This window comes from Micromonospora chalcea, assembly GCF_002926165.1.
GTDB lineage: Bacteria > Actinomycetota > Actinomycetes > Mycobacteriales > Micromonosporaceae > Micromonospora > Micromonospora chalcea.
Genome location: NZ_MAGP01000097.1, coordinates 1 through 26,820, shown reverse-complemented (window position 1 = coordinate 26,820; position 26,820 = coordinate 1). Strand labels below are relative to the sequence as shown.

The following is a 26,820-nucleotide window of genomic DNA, read 5'->3' as shown; positions in this document are numbered from 1 at the left end:
GTGCTAATCCTGGCGGCCCGAATCCGTGCCTCACGCCGCGGCGTGCAGGCCCTGCCAGGCGCCGTAGCCGCCGAGGAGGTCGGAGACGTCGGCGTGACCGGCGTTGCGCAGCAGGCTGGCGGCGACCGAGGAGCGGTAGCCGCCGGCGCAGTGCACGACGACGGGGCGGTCGGTGGGTACCTCGTCGAGGCGGTGGGTCAGCTCGGCCAGCGGGATGTGCCGGGAACCGTCCACCGCGCCCTGCTCCCGCTCAGCGGCGTTGCGGACGTCCAGCACCACAGGCGCGTCCGGGCCGTCGAGGGCCGCGCGCAGCTCGGTGGCGGTGACCCGGCTGGCCGGGGTCATCTCGGCGGTCATCTCCAGGAAGGCGTTGTCGGGTTCGCGGAGGTAGCCGATCACGTGGTCGAAGCCGATGCGGGCGAGGCGGACGACGATCTCCTCCTCGCGGTCCTGCGGGGTCACCACGAGCACCGGCCGGTCGGGCGCGATGACGCTGCCGGCGGTCTCGGCGAACCGGCCGTCGGCTGGGATGTTGAGCGCGCCGCGTAGGTGTCCGGTGGCGTACTCCTGCGGGTCGCGGGCGTCGACCACGACGGCGCCGTCGGCCCGGGCGGCCAGGAACTCGGCCGGGGTGAGTGGGCGGGCCGGTCGGGCGTGGTCGAACAGCTCCCGGGCCTTGCGGTTGAGCACCGCGTCGAAGGCGAAGTAGCCGGGCGCGGCCGGCTGCCCGCCGGTGACCAGGGCGAGGAAGCGCTCCTCGCTCATCGGCGCGCAGGCGTAGTTGGTGCGGCGCTGCTCGCCGATGGTGGACTGCCGTTCGGTGGACAGGTTCTTGCCGCAGGCCGAGCCCGCGCCGTGGGCGGGGAAGACGCGCACCTCGTCGGGTAGGCCCATCAGCTTGTGCTGCACGCTGTGGTAGAGCATGCGGCCGAGTTCCTCGGCGGTGACGCCGAGCGAGGCGAGCAGGTCGGGGCGGCCGACGTCGCCGATGAACAGCGCGTCGCCGGTCAGCACGCCGTACGGGACCGGGTCGTCGGCGTGTTCGTAGACGAGGATGCTGATCGACTCGGGTGTGTGGCCCGGGGTCTCCATGATCTCCAGGGTCACGTCGCCGAGGCTGATCCGTTCGCCGTCGGTGAGCTTGCGGCTCGGGTACTCGGTCTCGGCCCGGTGCCCGTAGCCGATCCACGCGCCGGTCGCGGCGGCCACCTCGAGGTGCCCGGCGAGGAAGTCGGCGTGGAAGTGGGTGTTGACGACGCCCTCGATCGTCAGGCCGTGCGCCTTCGCGTCGGTGAGGTACTCGTCGATGTCCCGGCGCGGGTCGACGAGCACCGCCCGGCCGGTGCGGTCTCGGCGATCAGGTACGAGGCCTGGGACAGGCAGTCGAGGTAGTACTGGGTGAACAACATGAGCCGCACTCCTTCGCGCAGTGATGTCGGGCGATACGGCAACTGTAGCGCATACCCCCGGGGGTATATTCCGAGGCGGCTGCCGCCCGGAAGTATTTGCCGGAACGGCAAGGTTCCTTGCTGGCCGGTGGACCCCGGCGCACGATGGCGAGGGCCCGGGCGGGCAGACGCCCGGCGGCGAGGAGGCGGACATGACGGGGCACCACCACGAGCACCCGGCGGCGGACACCGACCCGGCCCGGTTCTGGGACGAGCGGTACGGCCAGCGGGACCGGATCTGGAGCGGCCGGGTCAACCCGGTCCTGGCCGAGGTGGCCGGCGCGCTGCCCCCGGGCACCGTGCTCGACCTGGGCAGCGGTGAGGGCGGCGACGCGGTGTGGCTGGCGTCGCGCGGCTGGCGGGTCACCGCCGTGGACATCTCGTCCGTCGCGCTGGACCGCCTCGCGGTGGAGGCCGAGCGGGCTGGGGTGGCGGAGCGGATCACCACCGTCCGGCACGACCTCACCCAGGGCTTCCCGCCCGGCCGGTACGACCTGGTGTCCGCGCAGTTCTTCCAGTCGCCGCTGGTCCTGCCCCGGGAGAAGGTGCTGCCCACGGCGGCCGAGGCGGTCGCGCCCGGCGGCCGGCTGCTCGTCGTCGAGCACGGCGCGCCGCCGCCCTGGGCCGGGCCCGACACCGGCCACCACCGGTTCGCCGAACCGGAGGAGATCCTGGCCGCGATGAGCCTCGACCCGGACGGCTGGGACACCGAGCGGCTGGGCGCGGCGCGGCGTACCGCCACCGGCCCGGACGGCCAGACCGGCGAGCTGATCGACCACGTGGTGCTGGTGCGGCGCCACTGACCGGACGCGCGGGATGGGAGCACCGTCGGCCACCTTGTTGCACTATGTTGGCAACAGCAATGATGCGGCAACAAAAGTGGAGGATCGATGACGCTCTACACCCTGCCCGACATGCCCTACGACTACGGCGCCCTGGAGCCCGCCATGTCCGGCGAGATCCTGGAACTGCACCACAGCAAGCACCACGCGGCGTACGTCAAGGGCGCCAACGACGGGCTGGAGCAGCTCGCGGAGGCGCGTGCGAAGGGCGACTTCGGCCGGCTGGTCGGGCTGGAGAAGACGTTCGCGTTCAACCTGTCCGGGCACGTGCTGCACACCATCTTCTGGGGGAACCTGTCGCCGGACGGCGGTGACCGCCCGGACGGCGAGCTGGCCGCGGCGATCGACGAGCACTTCGGCTCGTTCGACGCGTTCGCCGGCCAGCTGTCGGCGGCCACGAAGAGCGTGCAGGGCTCCGGGTGGGGCGTACTCGCCTGGGAGCCGCTGGGACAGCGACTGATCGTCGAGCAGGTCTACGACCACCACGGCAACGTCGGCCAGGGCACCACGCCGTTGCTGGTCTTCGACGCCTGGGAGCACGCCTACTACCTGCAGTACCGCAACGTGCGTCCGGACTATGTGGACCGGCTGTGGAACCTGGTGAACTGGTCGGACGTGATCGCACGCTTCGACGCCGCCCGCGCCGCGACGCCGAAGATCTGATCCGGTGAGCGGGCCCACCCCCGAGGCGGCGGAACTGGTGCAGCGCGCCGCCGGGGTGATCGCGGCCAAGCACCGGGGTGACCTCGCCGGTGCTGAGGATCTGCTCGCCGCGTTCCCCGGCGAGCAGGCCCGGACCCTCGGCTTCTACCTGCTCGCCGACCTGGCTCTCGGCCTGGTGCGGGCGAGCAGTGGGCAGAGCATGGACGACCTCGTCCGGGAGTTGTCCCTGCTGATCGCGGCCACCGCCGGCCGCCCGCCCACCCCGAGCTGATCCCGGTGCCCGCGGGTCACCCGCCCACGGGCACCGACCCGGCCGCCCGCGCGGGCGGCCGGGTCAGCACCAGCACCAGCAGCCCGGCCGCGCACAGCGCGGTGCTCATGCCGTACGCCCACCGGTAGCCGACCTGCGCGGAGAGCCCGAGCAGCGGCCCGGCGAGCATCGCGCCGATGGGGAACGTGTTGGTGAACAGCGTGGTGGCCCGGCCCGGCTCGCCCGGCAGCAGATCCTGCACGTAGGCGATCCCGACGCCGGACACCGCGGCGATGAACAGCGCGTTCACCGGCTGCGCGAACAGCAGGAACGGCACGCTCGGCGCCAGCGCGGCGGCCGCGTAGTAGGCGACCCCGCAGGCGCCGCCGACCAGGATCAGCGGCCGCAGCCGGACCCGCGCGGTCAGCGCGCCCAGCCCGAGGATCAGCGGGATCTCCAGCGCCGCGCACAGGCCCAGCACCAGCCCGGCGCGGGAGGGGTCGTCGTGCAGTTCGGTGTCGATGAACAGCGGCATCGCCTGCACACCGACCGTCAGCGGGCACTGGAGCAGCACGAACGTGAGCGCCGTCAGCGCCAGCCACCGCAGGGACGCGCCGCGCGGGCCGGGCGTGGCGCCGTCCGGATCGGCCGCGACCGGCCGCGCCGGCAGCGGCAGCTCCTCCAGCCGGAACGCGGCCACCAGCGCGGCCAGCGCGTACATGACGGCGGCCATGCCGTAGACCAGGCGGAAGCCGCCGACGTCGAGCAGCACCGCGGCCAGCGCCGGCCCGGCCACCCAGGCGACCGAGAACACGGTACGCATGAGGCTGACGCCGAACGCCGCCCGCGCCGGATCGTCCCTGTCGAACAGCGCCCGGGTGTACGCGAACGACTGCGGGAACAGCGAGTTCGCCAGCGCGGTGGCGGTCGCGGTCAGCCCCAGCAGGATCCAGTAGTCCCGGACGTACGCGGTCAGGCCCGCGCCCAGCACGCCGGCCAGCGCGGCGCCGACCAGCAGCGCGCGCCGGATCGGCAGGCGGTCCGACAGCCGGCCGATCAGCGCGGAGGCGACCACCCCGGACAGCGGCGCGACGACCAGGAACACGGTCACCCGTAACGGACTGGCGTGGACCTCCCGGTCGAGGAACAGCGACAGGAACGGCAGCACCACGGCGGTGGACAGACCGACGGTCAGGAAGACCACACCCAGCGGGAGCAGCCGGAATCGGCCGGCGCGCACCGCCGGCCTCGTGTCCACAGCCATGCGGTGGACTGTACGCCGCGGCGGCGCGGCGGCCGACCGGGTTTCCGCGGCCCGGACGGTCCCGGCGCTCAGCCGGCCGGGCGGGGCGGTACGCCGGCCCGGTCGCAGGCCTCCCGGTACATGCGCACCACCTCCCGGCGGATCTGCGCCCGTTCGGTGAGCCGGTGGGCGAACGGGACGCGCACCGGAACCTCCGTGCCGCCGACGGTGACGGCGAAGTCGATGCCGTCGGCGTCCAGGCCGGTGGTGCGGGCCGCGGTGGCGTCCGGCCGGCCGCCGAGCGTACGGCAGATCAGCAGCGCGTCCCCGGCGTGGTCGTCGTTCATGTGCCGGCTGACGGCGGCGACCACCTCCGGCGGGAAACCGGCGCTCACGCGGCGCCCTCCCGGCTGCCCGCCGCCACCAGGCGACCCAGGTCGGTGAAGACCGCGATGTTGTGCTCGTACGCCACCAGCACCTCGTCGCGCAGCGCTGCCCGGCCGGTCTCGTCCAGCGCGAGCGCGTCCAGCCTCGCCCGGTAGGCGTCCTTGTACGACTTCGGATCGGTGATCCGCGGGAAGCGGTAGAACGACGCCCCGGCCTCGCCGGTCACCCCGTAGTACCGGGCCACGCAGCGCCCGATGTGCCGCCCGCCGGACAGGTCGCCGAGATAGCGGATGTAGTGGTGCGCGATGAACCGCTCGGGCGATCCGGCGCAGGCCGAGGTGATCCGCGCGGCGTACGCGACAGCGGCCGGGATCGGCTCCATCACCTCGCGCCAGCGCGGGCCGAGCAGGAACCGCAGGTCGGCGGCGAGCGCGGGCAGCCGGGTCAGCGCGTCGTCGACGAACGGGCCGGCCAGCGGGTCCTCGCGCATCGTCTCCGCGACGCCCTCCAGCGCCGCGTAGATGCCGTGGTGCGCGACGACGAGCGCGGTGTAGCCGGCCACGTCGAGCTCACCGGCGGTGAGCGCGGAGACGTACCGCTGGGACTCGGCGCTCTGGTGCGCGTCGCGGGTCTCGGCGCGCAGCCGGGCCGCGAACGTCTGTGTATCCATCTGCTATCTCTCCTCGTCGGCTGACGGTCTTGCGGGCCGGCCGCGTCGGGGCACGATCAGCGGCAGCCCGTCACGCGGGTGGGGGACGACGTCGATGTCGTACCGGTAGACCCCGCTGAGCAGCGGGGCGGTGAGCACGTCGCGCGGCGCCCCGGCGGCGCGGACGCGACCGTCGCCGAGCAGGGTCACGGTGTCCGCGTACGCCCCGGTCAGCGTCAGGTCGTGCAGCACCACGACCACGGCGTCCCCGGCGCGGGCCCGCTCCCGGGCGATGTGCATGACCAGTTCCTGGTGCCGCAGGTCGAGCGCGGCGGTCGGCTCGTCGAGCAGCAGCGTGGTGGCCCGCTGCGCCAGGACCCGGGCCAGCGCGGCGCGGGCCTGCTCGCCGCCGGACAGCGCGGGGTACGGCCGGGCCGCGAAGCGGGCGACGTCGCAGCGTTCGAGCACGTCGGCGACGACGGCGTCGTCCTGGTCCCGCTCCGGCCGCCCGGCCCACGGCGCCCGGCCCATCCGCACCACCTCCCCGACGGTGAACGGGAAGCTGAGCGTGTTGCGCTGGGCGAGGACGGCCCGGCGCCAGGCCAGCTCCACCGGGCTCCACGACTCGCGGGGCAGCCCGTCGACCTCGATCCGGCCGGCGGCGGCCGGCACGTCACCGCTGATCGCGCCGAGCAGCGTCGACTTCCCGGCGCCGTTCGGCCCGACCAGGGCGTGCACCTCGCCGGCGCGTACCCGAAGGTCGATCCCGTCGAGCACGGTCCGGCCGGCGCGTTCGACGCGCAGCCCGGCCACCCGGATCCGGACGTGCCCGGCGGGCGCCGGGCGCGGCGGACGGGCGGCGGCGAACCGGCGCGGTGTACGCGGAAGGCTCATCCCCAGCCTCCGGCCCGGTCGCGGGTGCGGCGCAGCAGCCAGAAGAACGCCGGGCCGCCGATGACCGCGGTGAGCACGCCGAGGGGCAGCTCCTGGTGTTCGACGAGGGTACGCGCCGCGAGGTCGGCGCCGATCACCACGACGGCGCCGCCGAGCGCGCTGGCGACCAGCAGCACCCGGTGGCCCGGTCCGGCGACCATCCGGATCAGGTGCGGCACGACCAGTCCGACGAAGCTGATGATGCCGGTGAACGCGACAGCGGCGGCGCCGGGCAGCGCGGTGACGACGATCAGCCGCAGCCGCAGGCGTTCGGTGTTCACGCCGAGGTGCCGGGCGGCGGGTTCGCCGAGCGCGAGCAGGTCGAGCCGGCGCGCGTCGGCGCAGGCGACGGCGAGGCCGACGAGCAGGCACGGCGCGGCGAGACCGACGGCCGTCCAACTGGCCTGGGCGAGGCTGCCGAGGTTCCAGAACGCGATGGCCTGTACGCCGGCCTGGTCGGTGACGAACATGAGCAGCCCGATCACCGAGCCGGCGACCGCGTTGACGGCGACGCCGGTAAGGACCAGCGTCACCACCTCGGTCCGGCCCCCGGAGCGGGCCAGCGCGTACACCAGGTAGGTGGTGGCGAGGCCGCCGGCGAAGGCGGCGAGCGGCACTGTCCATCCGCCCAGGACGGTGACGCCGGTGACGATGGCCAGCGCGGCGCCGACGGCCGCGCCGGCCGACACCCCGATGACGCCGGGCTCGGCGAGCGGGTTGCCGAAGACGCCCTGCATGACCGCGCCGGCGCAGCCGAGGGCGGCGCCGACGACGGCCGCCAGCAGCACCCGCGGGAAACGGACGATCCAGAGCGCGTTCTCGCCCTGCGCCGCCGAGGGCAGCGGACCGAGGTCCAGGCCGAGGCGGTGCAGCACGGAGCCGAGCACCTCGGCGGGGGAGATCGCCACCTGGCCGCGCCCGGCCGCCAGCAGGGCGACGAGCACCAGGGCGACGCCGAGCCCGGCCAGCAGTACGGTTCCCCGCCGGCCGGGGGACCGGGGCGCGCCGGGCACGGGCGTCGGGTCGGCGGCGGGCGCGGGCCGCTTCCGGAGCGTGGTCACGACGGGTCCTCGCACGAGTAGACGGCGCGGGCCAGGGCCTGGACGACCCGGCCGGAGCGGACGCCGAAGGTGAGCAGCGTGCCGTCGGCCATGTCGACGACGCGCCGGTTCGCCCCGGCCGGCGTCTGCGCCACGCCGGGCAGCTTCACCAGACCGTCGACGCCGCCGACGGAGGCGAGCCCGGCGCTCATCACCAGGATCACGTCGGGCGCGGCGTTGATGAGGCCCTCGCTGGTCAGCGGACGGAACTTGGACAGCCCGGCGGCGCTGCCGGCGTCGACGCCGCCGACCGCCTCGATCATCGCGTCGGACCCGGCGCCCCGGCCGCCGATCAGGTAGACCCCGGCGGTGCCGCGCAGGTAGAGGAACGCGATCCGTGGCGCGCGGCCCGCCGGGGCGGTACGCCGGGCCTCGGCGATCTCGCTCCGCACGCGGGTCACCAGCCGTTCTCCGGCCTCGGGCACGCCGAGCGCCGCCGCGATCGCGCGGATGTGCGCCGGTACGCCGTCGAGCGTCGGCTCGGCAGGTACCCGCACGACCGGGATGCCGGCGGCGCGGAGCTGGCGCAGCACCTCGGGCGGCCCGACGCCGTCGTCAACGAGCACGACGCTGGGGTCGAGGTCGAGCACCGCCTCGGCGGAGAGGTCGTGCCCGCCCGGGGTGACCACCGGCAGGTGCGCGGCGGCGGGGAACGTGGTCGAGGTGTCCCGCCCGATGACGTTGCCGCCCAGGCCGAGGCCGAAGACGATCTCGGCGATCGAGCCGTGCAGGTTCACCGGGAGGATGCGGCTGACGTCGTCGACGGTCACCGTCGTGCCGTCGCCGGAGCCTACGGTGGCCGGCAGCGCGGGCGTGGGCGTCGGGCGGACCGGCTCGACGTCGGCGTCGTCCACTGTCGCGGTGACCGGGCCGCAGCCGGTGGCGGACGGCGTACCCGATCGGCCCGGCGCGGCGCAGCCGGTCGCCGCCAGGGTCACCGCGAGCAGCGCGACGAGTGGTCCCCGGCCCGGTCGCCGGTGCGGGCGGCTCACCGGCCGGCACCGCGACGGCGCCGCCACCGGCCGAGGCCGAGCAGGACGACCAGGGCCAGCGCGGCGGCCACCACCCCGACGGTCCATCCGCGTCCGGCCCCGGCGGTGTCGCTGACCCGCGTGACGTGGAGGTCGGAGGCCGCGGCCTGCGACGGCGCCCCCGCGCCGGGCGCGGCGCCCGTCACCCCTGCCGCCCCCGCTGTGGCCGGCGCGCTGCCGGAGACGGCAGGGGCCGGAGCGTCCTGGCCGGTGGAGGCCCGGGGCGTGGCGGCGGGCGTGGTCGCCTTCGGCGCCGGGCCGGCCTTCGGCGGGGCGCTCGTGGCGCCGGCGGCGAACGTGACCGGCACCCGTACGTCCTGGGACCGGTCGGAGGCCCGGGTGTGGTCGGCGCGGGTGACGACCGCGCACCGCCGGACGGTGCAGTCGACGTCGCCGATGGTGGGGGTCACCTTGACCGTCACGGAGAAGGAGCCGCCGGGGCCGTACGGCTCGGGCAGGCCCTCGGCGTAGGCGGGCGGGTTCGACGAGATCCACTGCGAGGCGCCGAGGCTGCCGGTGGTGTCGGCGCCGCCGCCGCACGGGGTGGCCGCCACGCCCGGTCCGTTGTCGACGCAGTACGCGACGTAGATGCCCTTGTCGACGTCGTAGCCGCGCCCGGAGACGGACACGGTGGCGCCGGAGCGGCTCAGGCCGGTGCTCGGGGTGACGGTGAGCTTCTGGCCGCCGCTGCCGGCGGCGGTGCCGGCGTGGGCCGGCGCGGGCGTGGCGACGACGGCGGCGGTGAGCAGAACGGTGGTCCAGATGGTGCGGCGCCGTGCTCGCATCGGGCTCCTCACACGACAGGTCCGGCCGGACGTGCCGGCCGAGCGGTTACTTAGGTTTGGCTAACCTAAGTGGCGAACGCGCAGGTGGCAAGGGGTCCGTTCGGCTGAAGATCTTGGGACGCTTCGTGGATCACCCAATCATCTTAGGTTTGCCTAACCTAATGCCTTCGCTTCCCCTCCCGAGAGGAACAGCATGTTCAGATCCAGAGCCGGAGCCCTCCGGTCGATGCGCTGGGCGGCGGTGCTCGCCCTCGGCGTGTCGAGTGCGCTCGTGGGCGCCGGACCCGCCTCGGCGGCCGAGGCCGAGATCGCCAGCGGCAGCCTGACCTGGGGTTTCAAGGCCAGCTTCCGCAACTACGTCAAGGCCGGCAACGGGGACCCGCCGATCGCTGTCAGCAACGGCGCCACCGTCAACGCCGACGGCACGTTCACGTTCCCGTCGACCGGCGGCACGCACGACGCCGCCACCGGTACGACGAACGCCACGTACGGCGGCACCGTGGTGTTCTCGTACCCGGCGCACCTGCTGACCATCACGCTGGCCAACCCGACTGTCGCCGTCTCCGGCGGCACCGCCTCGCTGAAGGCGGACGTCGACCTGGCCACCACGATGACCGAGCCGGTCTCGGTGAAGCAGGCCACCATCGCCACCCTCACCGGCGCTCCCGCCACCAGCGGCAACACGGTGACCGGCAGCAACCTCGCCGCGGCGCTCACCAGCGTGGGAGCCGGCGCGTTCAACGGCTTCTACGCCGCCGGTGAGGCGCTGGACCCGGTGTCGTTCACGTTCACCACGGCAGGCGGCACCGCGCCCGCGACCCCGGCGGTGACCGTCGACCCGGCCCAGGGCCTCGACCCCGCCGGCGCGACTGTCACCGTACGCGGCACCGGCTTCGACCCGGACTTCAACAACGGGGCGGGCATCTACGTCTCGTTCGGACCGAAGGTCGACGAGCACTGGGCCAACGCCGGCGTCCTCCAGGTCACCAAGTGGGTCAACAAGACCAACGAGCCGACCGACGCCCGGGACCGGATGGCCGCCGACGGCAGCTTCACCACGACGCTGCCGATCAGCGCCGTCTACACCGACCGCAACGGCGACGAGGTGGACTGCACCGAGGTGCAGTGCTACGTCATCACCTTCGCCGCCCGCGGCTCGGCCGACCGCCGCCAGGACACGTTCACGCCGATCACCTTCACCCGTACCGGCGCGGGTGGGAACTCGGCCCAGCAGCGGATCACCAGCACGGTGACCGGCGGCCCGCTCAGCCTGAGCGTGGCCGGCGCGAACGTCGCCCTGCCGCCGGTCGGCAAGGGCGAGTACGCCCGGGCGCCGCTGAACACCGCCACGGTGGCCGACCTGCGCGGTGCCGGCACCGGCTGGAGCCTGGTCGGACAGGTTTCCGACTTCACCTCCGCCGCCGGTGGCGTCATCGCCGGGAACTACCTCGGCTGGGCGCCGACCGCGAACGTGGTGGACGACCCGCTGGGCGGCACCACCGGCGCCGTCACCCCGGGTGCGGTGGCCGCTCCCGGCGCCGGTCTCGGTGAGGCCCGAGCGTTGTGCACGGCCGGCGCCGGGACCAGCAACGGCGTCTTCGCCTGCGGCGCCGAGCTCAACCTCGGTGTGCCGGCGTCCGCCGCGGCGGGCGACTACGTCGCCACGCTCACCCTGACCCTCTCCTGATTCACCGACCGGGTCGGCCCTGGTGGGGCGCGGGCACGTCGCCCGTGCCCCACCAGCGGCGTCTGCCCGGCGACCACCTCGCAGCGGAGCACGGTATGCCCCTCCTCACGCCCTCCACCCGCATCCCGGCCGCCCGGATCGGCGCCGCGCTCGCCGCCGTGCTGCTCGCGGTGCTGCTCGGGCCACCGTCGCGCGGCGAGGCGGCCCCCCGGCCGGCGCCGTCCGCCGACCCCGGCGCCGCCCGCTGGGCGGTCCAGCCGTCCGGGCCCGCGGGGCCGACCGGGCGCAACTACTTCACCTACGACCTGGCGCCGGGCGCCACGATCACCGACCACGTCGGGGTGACCAACCTCGGTGACCGGCCGCTCACCTTCGCGGTGTACGGCACCGACGCGTACACCACCACCGACGGGGCCTTCGCGTTGCTGCCCTCGGACCGGGCCGCCACCGACGTCGGCGCCTGGATCGGCGTCGACCGGCGGAGCTGGACCGTCCAGCCCGGCAAGCGCGCGGACATCCCGTTCCGCCTCACGGTGCCGCGCAACGCCACGCCGGGCGACCACACCGGCGGCGTGATCGCGGCGGTCGCCCAGGACGGCGTCACCGCCGACGGGCAGCGGGTCCGGCTCGACCAGCGGATCGCCGCCCGGGTCTACCTCCGCGTGGCCGGCGAGGTCCGCCCCGCCGTGACAGTCGAATCGGTACGCGTCGACTACGACACCCCGCTCAACCCGATCGGACGCGCCGACCTCACGGTCACCTACCGCATCCGCAACAGCGGCAACGTCCGCGTCGGCGGCACCGGCGCGGTGGTCGTCGACGGCCCGGGTGGCTGGACGCTGTCCCGGACCAGCCCGGTCGACCTGCCGGAGCTGCTGCCCGGCGCCGAGTTCACGGTGACCGAGCGGGTCACCGGTGTGCCGCCCGCGTTGCGGCTGACCGCGACAGTCGACCTCGCGCCCACCACCGTCGACACCGCGCTGCCCCCGGTGCAGCGCGCCGCGAGCGTGTGGGCGCTGCCCTGGCTGCTGCTCGCCGCGCTGGCGGCCACGGGAGCCTGGCTCCACCTGCGCCGTCGCCGCCGTCCCACCTCGGCCGCGCCCTCCACCACGCCCGGGCTGGCGTCGGTGTCCGAGCCTCCGGCGACGGCTGCACCCGCCGGGCCGGCGTCGGTGTCCGAGCCCTCCGCCGCTCCCGGCGGGCCGGCGGATGCGTCCCGGGCCCCCGTCGCGGGAATGGCCGAACCCCCGGCGGGCGGCACGGCGGCCGGTGCCCGGTGAACCCGGTCCTGCCGGCCGCCGCCGTGATCCTCGCGCTGGCCGTGCCGGTCCCGGCACCGCTGTCCACCCCGGACGGCATCGCCGTCTCCGCCCCGGCCGCGCCGTCGTCCACTGCGGCCTCTGCGCCGCCGCGGCCCGCTGTCGTCGTGCCGTCCGGCCCGCTGACTGTCGGGCAGCGGGTCACCGTCACGCTGCGCGGCTGGCCGGCCGGCCCGGTCCACCTCACGGTCTGCGGTAACGACGCCCGCCGGGGCGCGCTCGACTGCGCCAACGAGCAGGCCACCACCGTCCAGGCGCCGGCGGGCACGACGGCGGCGCCGATCGCGCTGGCGGCGCCACCCGTCGCCTGTCCCTGCGTGCTGCGCGCGCATGCGCTGACCGGCGCCGTCCAGGCCACTGCCGCGCTGCCGGTCCGGGGCGTGACCGCCGCCCCGGCGCCCGCGCCGGCCGCCACGCCGCGACTGCACCTCGACGAGCTGCGCGTCGCCGGCCGCCGCCCGCTGCGGGAATGGTTCGGGCTGCCCGAGACGCTCACCGTACGCGTCGCGCTGCGCAACCCCGGCCCGGCCGACGTGGTCGACCCGCCGTTCACGCTGCTACTCGGCCGGCCCGGACGGGCGCACACCATCGTCGCCGCCCCGCCGCTGGGCACCATCGGCGCCGGACAGGCCCGGACGTACGAGATCCCGGTGCCGGTGGACGTCGCCGTGCTCGGGGCACACGAACTCCACGGCCGCGTCGACCTGCCGGAACGGCCGGTCGCATTCGTGGTCGAGACCAGCCGCCACCCCTGGGGACTGCTCGGTGCGGCGGCGGTCCTGGTGGTCGCGCCGATCGTGCTTCGCCCGCGCCCGCCGCGCCGCCGGGGGCGGCACCGCACCGGCGAGGGAACCGGCTAGCCGACGGCGGTGGGGGAGGGCGGCGCGCTGCCGCCCTGCGGCGCCTCGGCGGTCATCAGCCGCACGATCTCCGCCCGGTCCGCTGCCGACGGCATCCCCCACTCCGGCCGGTAGCCGAACGCCCGGTCCAGCGGGATCGACGAGGTCCGGCCGTCGAGGATCTCGACCGAGTCGGTGCCGATCAGCCCGGGATGCTCGACGCCGCACGCCTCGGCCACCTTCACCAGGTCGCGGCGCAGCGTCCGGATGTAGTTCGCGGCCCGTACCGACTTGCGGGCCGGGTCCAGACCCCGGGCCAGCCACGCGTTCTGCGTGGCGACGCCGGTCGGGCAGGTGTCGGTGTGGCACTTCTGCGCCTGGATGCAGCCGATCGCCAGCATCGCCTCCCGCCCGACGTTGACCATGTCGGCGCCGAGCGCGAACGCCACCACGGCGTTGTCGGGCAGGCCGAGCTTGCCGGCGCCGACGAACACCACCTTCTCGTGCAGGTCGCGTTCGGCGAAGGTGCGGTAGACCCGGGAGAAGCCCTGCTGGAACGGCAGCGAGACCGAGTCGCTGAAGATCAGCGGCGCGGCCCCGGTGCCGCCCTCGCCCCCGTCGACGGTCACGAAGTCAACGCCGCGCCCGGTGTCGCGCATCAGGGTGGCCAGATCCTCCCAGAACCCGAGGTCGCCGACGGCGGACTTGATGCCGACCGGCAGGCCGGTCTCGGCGGCGAGCAGCTCCACCCAGTCGAGCAGGCTGTCGCAGTCGGAGAACTCCGCGTGCCGGGACGGGCTGACGCAGTCCTGACCGGCCGGGACGCCCCGGGTGGCGGCGATCTCGGCGGAGACCTTCGCCGCCGGCAGCAGGCCGCCGAGGCTCGGCTTGGCGCCCTGGCTGAGCTTGATCTCCAGCGCGCGTACCGGCGCCGACGCCACCAGGTCCTTGAGCCGCGGCAGGCTGAACCGGCCCTGCTCGTCGCGGCAGCCGAAGTACGCGGTGCCGAGCTGGAAGACCAGCTCACCGCCCATGCGGTGGTACGGCGACAGCCCGCCCTCGCCGGTGTTCTGCAGACAGCCGGCCAGCGCGTAGCCCCGGTTGAGCGCCTCCACCGCGTTGGCGGACAGCGAGCCGAAGCTCATGCCGGAGATGTTCACCACCGACTCCGGGCGGAACGCCCGCGCCCGGCCGCGCGCCGCGCCGAGCACCTTGGCGCAGGGCAGCGTCACGTCGTGCCCGGCGGTCGGGGCCGACGGCGGCACCGCCCGGCCGAACGTGCGGTGCTTGATGATCGGATAGCCGGAGGTGTGCTCGATGTCGTTGTCGGTGCCGAACCCGAAGTAGTTGTTCTCCTGCTTGGCCGAGGCGTACACCCAGCGCCGCTGGTCGCGGGTGAAGGGCCGCTCCTCGTCGTTGCCGGCCACGATGTACTGCCGCAGCTCCGGTCCGATCGACTCGATCAGGTACCGGGCCCGGCCCAGCACCGGGAAGTTGCGGCGCAGCGCGTGGTCGCGTTGCAGCAGGTCCCGCGCCGCCAGCGCGGCGACGGCGGCGACGGCTGCGGGTACGGCTCTTCTCGCCCAGCTCATCCCGCCACTCTTTCCGGCACGGTCACCGGTCAAACGCCTGATGGAACCCGGCCGCCCCGGGCGGTGTCATGGAAGCGGACCGACGGCGGAGGCTGCCCTGGACGACGACGACCTCGTCACCCGCGTACGCGCCGGCGACCGGGAGGCGTACGACGCCCTGGTCGCCCGGCACACCGCGTCCGCGTACCGGACGGCGGTGCTGCTGGGCGCCGGTCCGGACGCCGAGGACGTGGTCCAGGAGGCGTTCGTGAAGGCGTACCGGAAACTGTCCCGCTACCGGGCCGAGGCGTCGTTCCGGTCCTGGCTGCTCGCGATCGTCGCCAACGAGACCCGGAACCTGCACCGGACGCGCAGCCGGCGCGACGGGCTGACGCTGCGCGCGGCGGCGGCGGAACCGGTCGTGGCCGGCGGCGCCGACGACGGGCTCGACGCGGTGCTGGCGGCCGAGCGCCGGGCCGCGCTGGTCGGAGCGCTGCGGCTGCTGCCCGCACGTGACCGCGAGGCGATCGTCTGCCGCTACCTGCTGGACCTCGGCGAGGACGAGACGGCCACGGTGCTGGGGCTGCCCCGGGGCACCGTGAAGTCGCGGACCCACCGGGCGCTGGCGAAGCTGCGTGCCCTGCTGGACCGGGAGGTGGCGCACCGTGGATGACCTGGAGCGGGAGCTGCGTGACCTGACCGGCTGGCTGGAGCCGGCGCGGACGCCCGACGTCACCGCGCGGGTCCGCGCCCGGCTCGACGCGCCCGCGCCGCGCCGCCGCCGGCGGTACGTGCTGGCCACCGTGCTCGCCGCGCTGCTCGTGGTGGCGCTGCCGCCGGGCCGCGCAGCGCTCGCCGACGCGGTGACCGGGCTGCTGCGGTTCTCCGGCGTCGTCATCGACTCCGCGCCCGCCCCGCCGCCGACCGGCACGCCCTCGCCACTGCCCGCGCAGCGGCACGTCGCCCTCGCCCAGGCGCAACGCCAGGTCCGCTTCCCGATCCGGGTGCCGTCCCGCCTGGGCGCGCCGGAACGGGTGCTGGTGGCCGACCCGGACGGCGCCGGCGGCCACCGGGTGGTCAGCCTGCTCTACCGGGGCGGCACGGTACGGCTGGACGCCTTCGACGGCTCGCTCGACATCGTGTTCCACAAGCGGTCCCTCGGCGCGGACGTGACGCTCACCCAGGTCGGTGGCGAGTTCGCGATCTGGGTCGGCGGTCCGCACGCGCTGGCGTACGTGGACCGGTCGGGCACGGAACGGGTCGCCACCGCGCGGTTGTCCGCGGCCACGCTCATCTGGGAGCAGGGCGGGCTGAGTTACCGGCTGGAGGGCGACCTCACCCGCGAGCAGGCGCTGGACGTCGCGGCCTCGCTCCGGTGAGCGACGGGAACCCGGCGGCCCCGGCCGGTGTCCTGTTGACGAGAGCCGTCGACGGGGAGGCCGCGATGTTCGTTGCGAGAAGAGTCCTGCTGGTGCCGGTCCTGCTGCTGGCCGGGTGCTCCGGTCCGGCCACGGTCCCGGCCGGAGCGCCGGTGACCTCGGCGCCGGCGGCCACCGAGCCGGCCGCGCCGGCGGCCTGCGCCGAACGGGTGGAGACCGGCCGGCTGCCGGACTGGGCGGACGCCGGGTTCACCGGCGACACCCGGATGCGGCACGTCTTCGGCGCCCGGGGCCACATCGTGGCGATCCTGTTCGCGTACCCCCTCGTGCACGCCCGGGGCGACGGTGCGAACAACAAGATCCTCTGGGTGCCGCGTCCCGAGGAAGGCCGCTCCGAGCCGGCGCCGCGGACGCCTCTGGTGATCACCGCGACCCGGGACGGGACGGGCGCCCCGGTCGTCCGCGAGGTGGACGGCGGGCCCGGGCCGTCCATCGTCGACCTGCCGGCCGCCGGGTGCTGGCGGCTGCGGCTGGACTGGTCCGGCCGCACCGACACGATGGATCTGGTCTACCGGCCGGGACCCGGCTGACCGGCATGGCCGCCGCCGGCGCGGGTAACGCTGCGTCATGGCGAAGTACACCGAGCCGGAACTGCGCGAGCGCCTCAAGGCCGAGATCCGCGCCTCCGACAAGGGCGGACGACCGGGGCAGTGGTCGGCCCGCAAGTCGCAGCTGCTGACGAACGAGTACAAGAAGGCCGGCGGGGGATTCGAGGGCCCGAAGGACGCACGGCAGCGGTCGCTGCAGCGCTGGGGCGGCGAGAAGTGGCAGACCCGCAGCGGTGACACGCGCGCCCGCAACGGCGGCGAGACCCGTCGTTACCTGCCCGAACAGGCGTGGAAGGAGCTGTCGGAGGAGCAGCGGCGCGACACCGACACGCGCAAGCGCCGCGCGTCGCGCTCCGGCCGCCAGTACGTGCCGAACACCGGCCCGGCGAAGCGGGCCCGCCGGGACGCCACCGCCGCGGAGCAGATGACCGAGCTGCCGGTGACCGAGGCGGTCAAGCTCGTGCGCGACCTCGACACCCGTCAGCTCGACGCGGCGCTGCGCCGGGAACGGCGTGGCAAGGCCCGCAAGACGCTCATCGGACGGCTGGAGTCGGAACTGGGCCGCCGCCGGGCGGCGTGAGCGTGATCCCGTGGCGTACCGCGACGCAGGGGCCGGCCCGAAGGCCGGCCCCTGCGCGCGACAGTCAGCGGCGCGGGTGCTGCGGGATGCGCGGCAGCACGTAGGGCGGACCGGAGAACATCAGGTCTGCCTTGAGCTCGTGGTAGGCGAGCTTGGGCTGGTAGTTCTCGTCGTACACGGTGGCCAGGCCCTCCGGCGGGTCGGAGAACGCGCCGGGCACCCAGGAGTGCTTGTCGGTGAAGCCCCAGAGCGTGAACGACAGGCAGTGCCGCTCGGCCAGGCACGCCTGCATCAGCACGCTGAAGCCCGCCGCGGACGCCTGCAGGCGCGGGTTGATCTCGGCGGAGTCGCCGGCCTCCACCCCGTCGGTGATCTGGCTGCGCACGTCCACCTCGGTGAGCGCCGTGGCCAGCCCGAGCCCGGCGAACTTGCGCAGGGCCGCGACCACCTGGAGCGTGCTGAAGTTGCCGTACTGGGTGCCCAGGTGGCCCTGCGCGCCCACGCCGTCGATCGGCACGCCCTTGGCCCGCAGGTCACGGACCATGTTGTAGACGAACTGCGTCTTGTCGTCGGCCGGGTTGCCGGAGCCGAACGCCTCGATGTTGTAGTCGTTGTAGAACAGCAGCGCCTTCGGGTCGGCGGCGCGGGCCCAGCGGAACGCGTCGGCGAGGTAGCCGGGCCCGAGGTTCTGCGCCCAGAACCCCTTGTAGTGCAGGGTGGACGGGGTGTCCCAGGGGTCGCTGACCGCCTCGTTCACCACGTCCCACTGCCAGATCTTGCCCTTGAAGTGGGTGACCACCGCGGTGATGTGGTTGCGCAGGATCTGGCGCAGCTCGGCCTTGCTGATCGAGCCGTCCGCGACGCCGCTGGTCAGCCACGCCGGCAGCTGGTTGTGCCAGACCAGCACGTGGCCCCGGACCCGCTGGTTGTTCTTGCGGGCGAACTCGATCAGCTCGTCGGCCGGACCCCAGTTGTAGGTGCCGCGGGTGGGCTCCAGGCTCTCCCACTTCATCACGTTCTCGGCGGTGACGGTGGAGAACTCGGACGCGGCCAGCTCGCGGTACCGCGGCTCGGCGGCGTCGTTGAGGGCCGCCATGTCCACTGCGGTGCCCACGTACAGGCCGTGGCGCTTGGCCAGCTCGCGCAGGCTCTGCGCGGCCAGCGCGTACGGGCGTCCCGCCGTCGCGGGGACGACGTTGAGGGCGGTGGCGGTCACGACGGCGACCGCGCCGGCGGCGAGCCAGCGTCTCAGCTTCATCTCGTTCCTTCCGGGCAGGTGCGCTCGGCCCGAGGGCCGGCGGTGGCGGTGCCGGGGCCGCCGCGACGTGGAACGGAGCGGCGGGTGCCCGGGCGGGCGGTGCGGCTTCCGAAACTTCCGGGGCATCTTCCGGAAGTAGCCCGAAACCTTACGGACCTCGATAGCCGCCCGTCAATCGCCGTTCGGGTAGGAGCGGGGCGTATCAGCGCAGGGGCGCGCAGGAGGCCCGCACGACCAGTTCGGTGGGAAGCTGGATGTGGGTCTCCCGCTCGACGCCGGCGATCAGGTCGATCAGCAGGCGCAGTGACTCGGCGCCCATGCGTTGCAGCGGCTGCCGGATCGTGGTGAGCGGCGGGTCGACCAGCGCCGACTCGGGGATGTTGTCGAAGCCGATGACCGACAGGTCGTCCGGTACGCGCAGGCCGAGGTCGCGGGCGACGTCCACGGTGGAGATGGCGGAGAGGTCGTTGCCGGCGAAGATCGCGGTCGGCCGGTCGGGGAGGGCGAGCAGTTCGGCGGCCGTGCTGGCGGCGCTCTCGGTGCGGAAGCCGCCCACCCGCACCAGCCGCTCGTCCACCGGCGTGCCCGCGTCGGCCATCGCCTTGCGGAACCCGGCCTCGCGCAGGCGGGCCGACTCCAGGTCGGGACGGCCGCTGATGTGCGCGATCCGGCGGTGCCCGAGCGACAGCAGGTAGTCGGTGGCCAGCACCGCGCCGGCGAAGTTGTCGGAGTCGACAGTGGGCAGGCCGGACGGGCCGGTGTGCGGGTCGACGGCCACCACGTGGAAACCGTGCTTGGTCTCGACCACCGTCGGCGTCACGATCACCGCGCCGTCGATGAGCGTGCCGGACAGGCGTGCCAGCGAGCGCCGCTCCCACCCTATGGCCGCGCCCTTGCCGTCCCCGCTGGAGTAGGCGAGCAGTTGGTAGCCGCTGCCGGCGACCTCGCGGGAGGCGCCCTTGAGCAGCTCGGTGGAGAACGGCTCGAACTCGGCGACCAGGATGCCCAGCACGTTCGTCCGGTGGCTGCGCAGGCTCTGCGCCCCCAGGCTCGCCTCGTATCCGAGTTCGTGGATGACCTGCTGGACGCGCTCGACGGTGGCCTGTGCGACGCCGTACCGACCATTGACAACTTTCGATACGGTTGCCACCGAGACGCCGGCCGTACGGGCCACGTCTGACATCTTGACGCGCTGCGGGAACACCACGCCGACGATGATAGAGGGCCTTCCCAGGGTGATCGAAGACGTTGTCGAAAACGTTATCGATACCGATTGACTTCACGTTACGGCCCTGTAAAACTCCCCGGCAGGTAACCCGACTAAGTGGTCGAGGAGACATCTATGGCGATGAAGCGCCGTGCTGGCGCCGTCCTGGCACTGTTTGTGACAAGCGCTCTGCTGGCCTCCGCGTGCAGTGGTGGTGGCGACGACGAGAAGGCCGCCGAGAGCGAGCTGTACAAGAACCCGGTGACGCTGACCTGGTGGCACAACGCCTCGCAGGACGGGCCCGGCAAGACGTACTGGGAGAAGGTCGCCAAGGACTTCTCCGCGGCCCACCCGACCGTCAAGATCGAGATCGAGGCGATCGAGACGAACCAGCTCCAGCGCACCCGGCTGCCCGCCGCGCTGCTGAGCAACGACCCGCCGGACATCTTCCAGGCGTGGGGTGGCGGCGAGATGCGCGAGCAGGTCGAGGCCGACTACCTCAAGGACATCACCGACCAGGTGAAGAGCGAGGTCGCCGACATCGGCAGCGCCTCCGAGATCTGGCAGGTGGAGGGCAAGCAGTACGGCCTGCCGTTCCGGATGGGCATCGAAGGCATCTGGTACAACAAGGACATGTTCGCGAAGGCGGGCATCACGGCGCCGCCGACCACCTTCGAGGAACTCAACGCCGCGGTCACCAAGCTCAAGGCCATCAACGTCATCCCGATCGCCCTGGGCGCCGGAGACAAGTGGCCGGCCGCGCACTGGTGGTACAACTTCGCGCTGCGGGCCTGCTCGGTCGACACGCTGAAGAAGGCGACCAAGGACCGGACCTTCGACGACCCGTGCTTCGTCAAGGCCGGCCAGGACCTGAAGAGCTTCATCGACACCAAGCCGTTCCAGAACAACTTCATCGCCACGCCGGGCCAGAACGACCCGACCAGCGCCAACGGTCTGCTCGCCAACGGCAAGGCCGCGATGGAACTGATGGGCGACTGGAACCGTGGCACGCTGGACACCGTCGCCACGGACAAGGCGGCCCTGGGCAAGTTCCTGGGCTGGTTCCCGGTGCCGGCGATCTCCGGCTCCGCCGGTGACCCGAAGGCGGCCCTCGGCGGCGGCGACGGCTTCGCCTGCTCGAAGAACGCCCCGGCCGAGTGCGTCGAGTTCCTCAAGTACATCGTCAGCCCCGAGGTGCAGAAGGGCTACGCCGCCACCGGCACCGGCCTGCCGGTCGCCAAGGGCGCCGCCGACGGCGTCACCGACCCGGCGCTGAAGTCCATCCTGGAGGCCACCTCCTCGGCCACCTACGTGCAGCTCTGGCTGGACACGGCCTTCGGCAGCACCGTCGGCACCGCGATGAACGACGCGATCGTCGCGATCTTCGCCGGCAACGGGACACCTGAGAAGGTCGTCTCGGCCATGAAGGCGGCCGCAAGCAAGTGACGTCCGCATCGCAGACCCGTACGCCCGCCGACGGCGCTCTCGCGCCGCCGGCGGGCCTCCGGCCCGGCGCACGAGCCGCCTCACGCCGCGCCGAGACCCGCCGCAAGTGGTACGAGATCATCGGCCTGACGACGCCGGCGGTCCTCATCTACGTGCTGTTCGTGCTGGTGCCGATGGGCTTCGCGTTCTACTACAGCCTGTTCCGCTGGCGCGGGGTCGGGCCGCCCACCGAGTACGTCGGCTTCCGTAACTACACGCTCGCGTTCCAGGACCCGATCTTCCTCGACGCGCTGCGCAACAACGCCATCATCGTCTTCGGATCGCTGCTCATCCAGGGGCCCGTCGCGCTCGGCATCGCCCTGCTGCTCAACCGCCGCTTCCGCGGGCGCTCCGCGTTCCGCCTGCTGGTCTTCGTGCCGTACGTGCTCGCCGAGGTCACCGTCGGCATCATGTGGAAGCTGATCCTGACCGACGGCGGCACGCTCGACGCGCTGCTGCGGTCGGTCGGGCTGGGCGGGCTGGTGCAGGCGTGGCTGGCCGACCTCGACGTGGTCATCTGGACCCTGCTGTTCGTGCTCACCTGGAAGTACGTCGGCTTCGCCATCATCCTGCTGCTCGCCGGCCTGTCGAACGTGCCGCCCGAGCTGAACGAGGCCGCCGAGATCGACGGCGCGAGCTGGTGGCAGATCCAGCGTCACGTCACGTTGCCACTGCTCGGCCCGACCATCCGGATCTGGATGTTCCTGTCGATGATCGGCTCGTTGCAGGTCTTCGACATGGTCTGGGTGACCTCCGTGCCCGCGGTGCGGTCGCTCGGCGCCTCGGCCACCATGGCGACGTACATGGTGGACAACGGCTTCTTCGCCCGGCTGTGGGGCTACGGCAACGCGGTCGCCGTGATCCTGTTCGCCATCTCGTTCGTCGCGGCGCTGCTGTTCCAGCGGTTCCTGCTCAGCCGCGACATCGAGGGCGCCATCACCCGGAAGGGGAAGTGACAGTGGCCGTGAACTCCGTACCCGCCCCTTCGCCCGGGCGCCGTCCGGTGCAGTGGAGCTCGCCGCTGACGTACGCGATCGCGCTCGCGGTCGCGGCCGTGTCGATCGCCCCCGTCGTGTACGTCATCGTCGGTGGCTTCCGGACCACGCCGCAGATCGTGAACGACCCGGCCGGCCTGCCCGACCCGTGGGTCTGGGACAACTACTACCGGGTGCTCACGCAGAGCGACTTCTGGCGGCAGGCGTTCAACAGCGCGGTGATCGCTCTGGGCACCACGCTCGGCGTGGTGGTGCTCGGCATGGCCGCCGCGTTCGTGCTCGCCCGGTACTCGTTCCGGGGGCGTGAATGGCTCTACACGTTCTTCACGCTCGGTCTGCTCTTCCCGGCCGGCGCGGCGATCCTGCCGCTGTACCTCCTGCTGCGTGACCTGAGCCTGATCAACTCCTACTACGCGGTGATCCTTCCGCAGGTCGCCTTCTCGCTGCCGCTGACGATCGTCATCCTGCGGCCGTTCCTGTCGGCCATCCCGCGGGAGCTGGAGGACGCGGCCGCCATCGACGGCGCCGGCCGGCTCGGCTTCCTCTGGCGGATCGTGCTGCCGCTGTCGCGGCCCGCGATCGTCACCGTCGGTATCCTCGCGTTCGTGGCGAGCTGGAACGCGTTCCTCCTGCCGCTGCTCGTCCTCGGGGACGTCAACCTGCACACCCTGCCGCTGGGCGTGCAGAACTTCTCCAGCCAGTACACCACCGACACCGCGGGCGTCCTCGCCTTCACCTCACTGGCGATGCTGCCGGCGCTGCTGTTCTTCACCCTCGCGGAGAAGCAGATCGTGGGCGGGCTCCAGGGCGCGGTCAAGGGCTGAGCGGCAGCAGCACCAGCACAACCAATGGAAAGGCACACCATGACAGGGGTCCACGCGGTGGTGGACGGGCCGGTACCGGCCCAGGCAGATTCGGACCACGACCGGTCGGACGGGCACGACGCCGAGACGCGCGTACGGGAACTGCTCGCTCGCATGACGACCGAGGAGAAGATCGCGCAGCTCGTCGGGTTCTGGGAGAAGGAGGACGGTGAGGCGGTCGCGCCCCTGCAGGGCGAGTTCGCCGACAGCGGCCGGCTCGAAGACTTCGCCCGGCACGGGCTGGGTCACCTCACCCGTCCCTACGGCACCCGCCCGGTCGATTCCGCGGCCCGCGCGGCCTGGCTGTGGAAGTTCCAGCGGGACCTGGTGACCGGTACCCGGCTGGGCATCCCGGCCATCGTGCACGAGGAGTGCCTGACCGGCCTGTCGGCCTGGAAGGCGGCCACCTTCCCGACGCCGCTTGCCTGGGGCGCCGCGTTCGACCCCGAGCTGGTCACCGAGATGGCGGCGGCGATCGGGGCCTCGATGCGCGCGCTCGGCATCCACCAGGGACTGTCCCCGGTGCTGGACGTGATCCGGGACCCGCGCTGGGGCCGGGTCGACGAGTGCATCGCCGAGGATCCGTACCTCGTGGGCACCATCGGCACCTCGTACGTGCGGGGACTGCAGTCGCAGGGCGTGCTCGCGACGCTGAAGCACTTCGCCGGCTACTCCGCCTCGCGGGCCGGGCGCAACTTCGGCCCGGTGCACGCCGGTCCCCGGGAACTCGCCGACGTGCTGCTGCCGCCGTTCGAGATGGCGATCCGCGACGGCGACGCGCGCAGCGTCATGCACTCGTACGCTGAGATCGACGGCGTGCCGGTCGCCGCCGACCCGACCATGCTCACCGACCTGCTGCGGGACCGGTGGGGGTTCGACGGCACCGTGGTGGCCGACTACTACGGCGTCGCCTTCCTCAACCTGCTGCACCACGTCGCGGCCGACCACGCGGACGCGGCGGCGCAGGCGCTGGCCGCGGGCCTGGACATCGAGTTGCCCACCGGCGACGCCTTCCTGACGCTGACCGAGTCGGTGCGGGCCGGCACTGTCGACGAGGCGCTGGTCGACCGGGCGGTGCTGCGCGTGCTGCGCCAGAAGCAGGAACTCGGGCTGCTCGACGCCACGTTCGCCGACGAGCCGCCGGGTGCCGTGGACCTCGACTCGCCGGAGCACCGGTCGATCGCGCGCCGGCTCGCCGAGGAGTCGATCGTCCTGGTCGCCAACGAGGGCGTGCTCCCGCTGCCGGCGGGCCGCCGGGTGGCGGTGGTCGGCCCGAACGCCGACCGGCAGGGCGCGTTGTTCGGCTGCTATTCCTTCCTCAACCACGTGCTGGCCCATCACCCGGGCGTGGAGACCGGCTTCGAGGTGCCGACCGTCCTGGAGGCGGTGCGCGCCGAGTTCGGCGCCGACCGGGTCACCTTCGCGGCCGGCTGCGAGGTGGACTCGGCGGACCGGTCCGGCTTCGACGAGGCGGTCGCCGTCGCGTCCGCCGCCGACGTGGCGGTCCTCGTGGTCGGCGACCACGCCAGCCTGTTCGGCCGCGGCACGGTCGGGGAGGGCTGCGACCGGGACGACCTGGAGCTGCCCGGCGTGCAGCGCCAGCTCGTCGAGGCGGTGCTGGACACCGGCACCCCGGTCGTCCTGGTGCTGCTGACCGGCCGGCCGTACGCGCTGGGCTGGGCGCTGACCCGGTGCGCGGCGGTGCTGCAGACGTTCTTCCCGGGCGAGGAGGGCGCCGGGGCGATCGCGGGTGTGCTCTCCGGGCGGGTCAACCCGTCCGGCCGGCTGCCGGTCAGCCTGCCCGGCTCGGCCGGCGCGCAGCCGTACTCGTACCTGCACCCGGAGCTGGGGGCGGGCACGAACGGCACCAACCTGCCGGCGACGCCGGTGGCGCCGTTCGGTCACGGGCTGTCCTACACCACGTTCGCGTACACCGACCTGACCGTGCCGGCCGAGGTGCCGGCCGACGGGGCGCTGCGGGTGTCGGTGCGGGTCACGAACACCGGCGCGGTCGCCGGTGACGACGTGGTGCAGCTCTACGGCCGGGACCTGGTCGCCTCGGTGACCCGGCCGGTGGCGCAGCTGCTCGGCTACCGGCGGGTGAGTCTGGAGCCGGGGGCCTCGGTCACCGTCGAGCTGAGCGTGCCGACCACGCGGCTGGCCTTCACCGACCGCACGCTCACCCGCGTGGTGGAGCCCGGGGAGGTCGACGTCTGGGTGGGTACGAGCGCCCGGCGCGACGTCCAGGCGCGGACCACGCTGACCGGCGACACGGTCGAGATCACCGCCGCCTCGCCCCGCTGGACGACCACCGACCTCCGCTGAGCCGGGTCCGCCGGTCGTCCACGGGGCGGACGGCGGACCCTTTCAACCCATATTGGCGTTATGTCGATTTTGGCTCAGTAGGCTCCAGGATGTCATCCAGCCCCGGCTGGATCCCGGTCGCCGGCACCCACAGGGATGCGTGAGTCACGATGATGGACGCGGACACCATGGTCCTGCCCCGGATCGGGGACGCCGCGGTCGAGGACCCCTGGGGCGAGGACCGTCCGCGCCGCTCCACCGTCCGCGCCGCGACCGCCGCCGTGACCCGGTGGCGGATCGCGGCGTGGCTGCTGCCCGCGGTCCTGACCGGCGCGCTCGGCGCGACCCGGATCGCGACAGCGGGTCCGAGCGCCGGGGAGTCGGCGGCCCGCCGGGCGGCGACGTCGCCCTGGCAGGGGATCGGGCTCACCGGCGACGACATCGCGCTCGGGCCGTACCACCTGCTCCTGCGCGGCTGGGCGGAGCTGTTCGGCGCGGCGGACCTCGCGCTGCGCGTACCGTCGCTGCTGGCCATGGTCGGGGCCGCGGCGCTCGTCGGCGCGCTCGCCACCCGGATCGCCACGCCCGCCGCGGGCCTGCTCGCCGGCCTGATCTTCGCGGCGCTGCCGACGTCGACCCGGTACGCGCAGGAGGCGCAGCCGTACGCCCTGGCGGTGCTCGCCGCCGTGCTCGCCACCTGGCTGCTGGTGCCCGCGCTCGACCGGCCGGGCCCGCGGCGGCTCGTGCCCTACGCGGGCGCGGTGCTGCTGCTCGGTCTGTGCCAGCCGGTGGCGTTGCTGCTGCTCGCCGCGCACGGCTGGGTCGTGCTGGCGTTCCGCCGCCGGGACACCGTCCGGTGGCTGGCCGCAGTGGCCGTCGGGCTGCTGCCGGTCGCCGCGCTGCTCGCCGTCGGCGTGCGTGAGGGCGGGCGCCTGGCGTCCGGCGCGTGGCCCGGCGCCACCGTGCTGGCGGCCACGCCCGGAGAGCTGTTCGGCGTCGTCGCGCTCGGCGGCGTGCTGGCCGGGCTGGCCCTGTTCAGCCTCCCGCTGCGGTACCCGGCCGCGATCTGTACCGCCTGGGCGCTGGTGCCGGCGCTCGGGCTGCTGGCGCTGGCGCAGGCCGTGCCGGTCTGGTCGGCGGTGAACCTGCTGTTCACGGTGCCGGCCTGGGCGGTGCTCGGCGGGGTCGCCCTGGCCCGGGCGCGTGCCGCCGGCGCGCTCGCCGTGCTGGCTCTCGTGGCGCTGCTGGCGGCGGCGGCCCAGCTTCCCGCCTGACAGTGAGGATGTAGGGGTGGGGTCACCCGGCCTGGTCTGACTCACCGCCTGACCGACGTTGCTGTCCTGGAGCGGATCCGTCGGCTTGGTCCGGGTGACCCCGTTCCTGCACGTCACTGG

General features: G+C 73.8%; 25 protein-coding genes and 1 pseudogene. 15 read left to right on the top strand and 11 right to left on the bottom strand.

Translation table 11 applies throughout. The features are described 5' to 3' along the window. Positions 1-30: 30 nt before the first annotated feature. Positions 31-1,409 (bottom strand): annotated as a pseudogene (locus BAW75_RS10475) (rhodanese-like domain-containing protein). A 191-nt stretch (positions 1,410-1,600) separates the two neighbouring features. Between BAW75_RS10475 and BAW75_RS10470 the strand changes: the two are divergent. The 3 genes from BAW75_RS10470 (at position 1,601) to BAW75_RS10460 (ending at position 3,224) form a co-directional block, all read left to right on the top strand. Next, complete coding sequence (locus BAW75_RS10470) at positions 1,601-2,251, top strand: class I SAM-dependent methyltransferase (protein ID WP_104113441.1); 651 nt, start codon at positions 1,601-1,603, stop codon at positions 2,249-2,251. Positions 2,252-2,338: 87 nt separating this feature from the next. Then, a complete protein-coding gene (locus tag BAW75_RS10465) occupies positions 2,339-2,953 on the top strand; it encodes a superoxide dismutase (RefSeq protein WP_104113440.1) in 615 nt (204 codons plus the stop codon). Positions 2,954-2,957: 4 nt separating this feature from the next. After that, positions 2,958-3,224, top strand: a complete 267-nt coding sequence (locus tag BAW75_RS10460; protein ID WP_104113439.1) for a superoxide dismutase — start codon at positions 2,958-2,960, stop codon at positions 3,222-3,224. Positions 3,225-3,240: 16 nt separating this feature from the next. On the opposite strand, the gene BAW75_RS10455 is transcribed toward BAW75_RS10460, so the two are convergent. The 7 genes from BAW75_RS10455 to BAW75_RS10430 all read right to left on the bottom strand — a co-directional run bounded on the left by BAW75_RS10455 (position 3,241) and on the right by BAW75_RS10430 (position 9,331). Continuing rightward, positions 3,241-4,467, bottom strand: a complete 1,227-nt coding sequence (locus tag BAW75_RS10455) for a sugar efflux transporter (protein WP_244206072.1) — start codon at positions 4,465-4,467, stop codon at positions 3,241-3,243. A 68-nt stretch (positions 4,468-4,535) separates the two neighbouring features. Beyond that, complete coding sequence (locus BAW75_RS10450; RefSeq protein ID WP_013286808.1) at positions 4,536-4,841, bottom strand: DUF2470 domain-containing protein; 306 nt, start codon at positions 4,839-4,841, stop codon at positions 4,536-4,538. Further along, positions 4,838-5,503, bottom strand: a complete 666-nt coding sequence (locus tag BAW75_RS32855) for a biliverdin-producing heme oxygenase (protein WP_244206071.1) — start codon at positions 5,501-5,503, stop codon at positions 4,838-4,840. Before BAW75_RS32855 ends, BAW75_RS10450 begins: the two co-directional genes overlap by 4 nt. 3 nt (positions 5,504-5,506) lie before the next feature. After that, on the bottom strand, positions 5,507-6,376 hold the full coding sequence (locus BAW75_RS32850; RefSeq protein WP_244206070.1) for a heme ABC transporter ATP-binding protein: 870 nt from the start codon (positions 6,374-6,376) through the stop codon (positions 5,507-5,509). Continuing rightward, positions 6,373-7,476, bottom strand: a complete 1,104-nt coding sequence (locus tag BAW75_RS10440) for a FecCD family ABC transporter permease (RefSeq protein WP_104113437.1) — start codon at positions 7,474-7,476, stop codon at positions 6,373-6,375. Before BAW75_RS10440 ends, BAW75_RS32850 begins: the two co-directional genes overlap by 4 nt. Continuing rightward, positions 7,473-8,507 (bottom strand): heme/hemin ABC transporter substrate-binding protein, encoded by a 1,035-nt coding sequence (locus BAW75_RS10435; protein ID WP_244206069.1) that lies wholly within the window; start codon positions 8,505-8,507, stop codon positions 7,473-7,475. Before BAW75_RS10435 ends, BAW75_RS10440 begins: the two co-directional genes overlap by 4 nt. After that, a complete protein-coding gene (locus tag BAW75_RS10430; protein ID WP_104113436.1) occupies positions 8,504-9,331 on the bottom strand; it encodes a neocarzinostatin apoprotein domain-containing protein in 828 nt (275 codons plus the stop codon). The genes BAW75_RS10435 and BAW75_RS10430 overlap by 4 nt, the downstream gene beginning before the upstream one ends. Positions 9,332-9,524: 193 nt before the next feature. Here BAW75_RS10430 and BAW75_RS10425 point away from each other — a divergent pair, with 193 nt between their 5' ends. The 3 genes from BAW75_RS10425 to BAW75_RS10415 all read left to right on the top strand — a co-directional run bounded on the left by BAW75_RS10425 (position 9,525) and on the right by BAW75_RS10415 (position 13,197). Next, the gene (locus BAW75_RS10425; protein ID WP_064445664.1) at positions 9,525-11,018 is read left to right on the top strand and encodes an HtaA domain-containing protein; all 1,494 of its coding nucleotides are present in this window, start codon (positions 9,525-9,527) and stop codon (positions 11,016-11,018) included. A 95-nt stretch (positions 11,019-11,113) separates the two neighbouring features. Continuing rightward, on the top strand, positions 11,114-12,298 hold the full coding sequence (locus BAW75_RS10420; RefSeq protein ID WP_104113435.1) for a WxL protein peptidoglycan domain-containing protein: 1,185 nt from the start codon (positions 11,114-11,116) through the stop codon (positions 12,296-12,298). Then, positions 12,295-13,197 carry a hypothetical protein gene (locus BAW75_RS10415; protein ID WP_104113434.1) on the top strand — a complete coding sequence of 301 codons (903 nt, stop codon included), beginning with the start codon at positions 12,295-12,297 and terminating at the stop codon, positions 13,195-13,197. The genes BAW75_RS10420 and BAW75_RS10415 overlap by 4 nt, the downstream gene beginning before the upstream one ends. On the opposite strand, the gene BAW75_RS10410 is transcribed toward BAW75_RS10415, so the two are convergent. Then, entirely contained in the window at positions 13,194-14,768 is a 1,575-nt protein-coding gene (locus tag BAW75_RS10410; RefSeq protein ID WP_104113433.1) for an FMN-binding glutamate synthase family protein, read from the bottom strand. The two genes, BAW75_RS10415 and BAW75_RS10410, sit on opposite strands and share 4 nt — an antisense overlap. Before the next feature lie 40 nt (positions 14,769-14,808). On the opposite strand from BAW75_RS10410, the gene BAW75_RS10405 reads away from it, so the two are divergent. The 4 genes from BAW75_RS10405 (at position 14,809) to BAW75_RS10390 (ending at position 17,314) form a co-directional block, all read left to right on the top strand. After that, complete coding sequence (locus BAW75_RS10405; RefSeq protein ID WP_104113432.1) at positions 14,809-15,420, top strand: RNA polymerase sigma factor; 612 nt, start codon at positions 14,809-14,811, stop codon at positions 15,418-15,420. After that, the gene (locus tag BAW75_RS10400) at positions 15,413-16,126 is read left to right on the top strand and encodes a hypothetical protein (protein ID WP_104113431.1); all 714 of its coding nucleotides are present in this window, start codon (positions 15,413-15,415) and stop codon (positions 16,124-16,126) included. Before BAW75_RS10405 ends, BAW75_RS10400 begins: the two co-directional genes overlap by 8 nt. A gap of 65 nt (positions 16,127-16,191) precedes the next feature. Then, on the top strand, positions 16,192-16,716 hold the full coding sequence (locus tag BAW75_RS10395) for a hypothetical protein (protein ID WP_104113478.1): 525 nt from the start codon (positions 16,192-16,194) through the stop codon (positions 16,714-16,716). A 37-nt stretch (positions 16,717-16,753) separates the two neighbouring features. Further along, positions 16,754-17,314 (top strand): DUF5872 domain-containing protein, encoded by a 561-nt coding sequence (locus BAW75_RS10390; RefSeq protein WP_043323404.1) that lies wholly within the window; start codon positions 16,754-16,756, stop codon positions 17,312-17,314. A 64-nt stretch (positions 17,315-17,378) separates the two neighbouring features. Here BAW75_RS10390 and BAW75_RS10385 read toward each other — a convergent pair whose 3' ends face one another. Together BAW75_RS10385 and BAW75_RS10380 are read right to left on the bottom strand one after the other, a co-directional pair. After that, positions 17,379-18,572, bottom strand: coding sequence for an endo-1,4-beta-xylanase (locus tag BAW75_RS10385; RefSeq protein WP_104113430.1), 1,194 nt, complete (start codon positions 18,570-18,572; stop codon positions 17,379-17,381). A 202-nt stretch (positions 18,573-18,774) separates the two neighbouring features. Then, complete coding sequence (locus tag BAW75_RS10380; RefSeq protein WP_043323408.1) at positions 18,775-19,779, bottom strand: LacI family DNA-binding transcriptional regulator; 1,005 nt, start codon at positions 19,777-19,779, stop codon at positions 18,775-18,777. 177 nt (positions 19,780-19,956) lie between these two features. Between BAW75_RS10380 and BAW75_RS10375 the strand changes: the two genes are divergently transcribed. From BAW75_RS10375 to BAW75_RS10355, 5 genes are all read left to right on the top strand, one after another. Then, positions 19,957-21,225 carry an ABC transporter substrate-binding protein gene (locus BAW75_RS10375; RefSeq protein WP_244206068.1) on the top strand — a complete coding sequence of 423 codons (1,269 nt, stop codon included), beginning with the start codon at positions 19,957-19,959 and terminating at the stop codon, positions 21,223-21,225. After that, positions 21,222-22,220 (top strand): carbohydrate ABC transporter permease, encoded by a 999-nt coding sequence (locus tag BAW75_RS10370; protein WP_043323411.1) that lies wholly within the window; start codon positions 21,222-21,224, stop codon positions 22,218-22,220. The genes BAW75_RS10375 and BAW75_RS10370 overlap by 4 nt, the downstream gene beginning before the upstream one ends. Continuing rightward, positions 22,217-23,083 (top strand): carbohydrate ABC transporter permease, encoded by an 867-nt coding sequence (locus tag BAW75_RS10365; protein ID WP_043323413.1) that lies wholly within the window; start codon positions 22,217-22,219, stop codon positions 23,081-23,083. The genes BAW75_RS10370 and BAW75_RS10365 overlap by 4 nt, the downstream gene beginning before the upstream one ends. Before the next feature lie 39 nt (positions 23,084-23,122). Further along, positions 23,123-25,447 (top strand): beta-xylosidase/alpha-l-arabinosidase, encoded by a 2,325-nt coding sequence (locus BAW75_RS10360; protein WP_104113428.1) that lies wholly within the window; start codon positions 23,123-23,125, stop codon positions 25,445-25,447. 149 nt (positions 25,448-25,596) lie between these two features. Next, positions 25,597-26,700 carry a glycosyltransferase family 39 protein gene (locus tag BAW75_RS10355; RefSeq protein WP_104113427.1) on the top strand — a complete coding sequence of 368 codons (1,104 nt, stop codon included), beginning with the start codon at positions 25,597-25,599 and terminating at the stop codon, positions 26,698-26,700. Positions 26,701-26,820 lie beyond the last annotated feature (120 nt).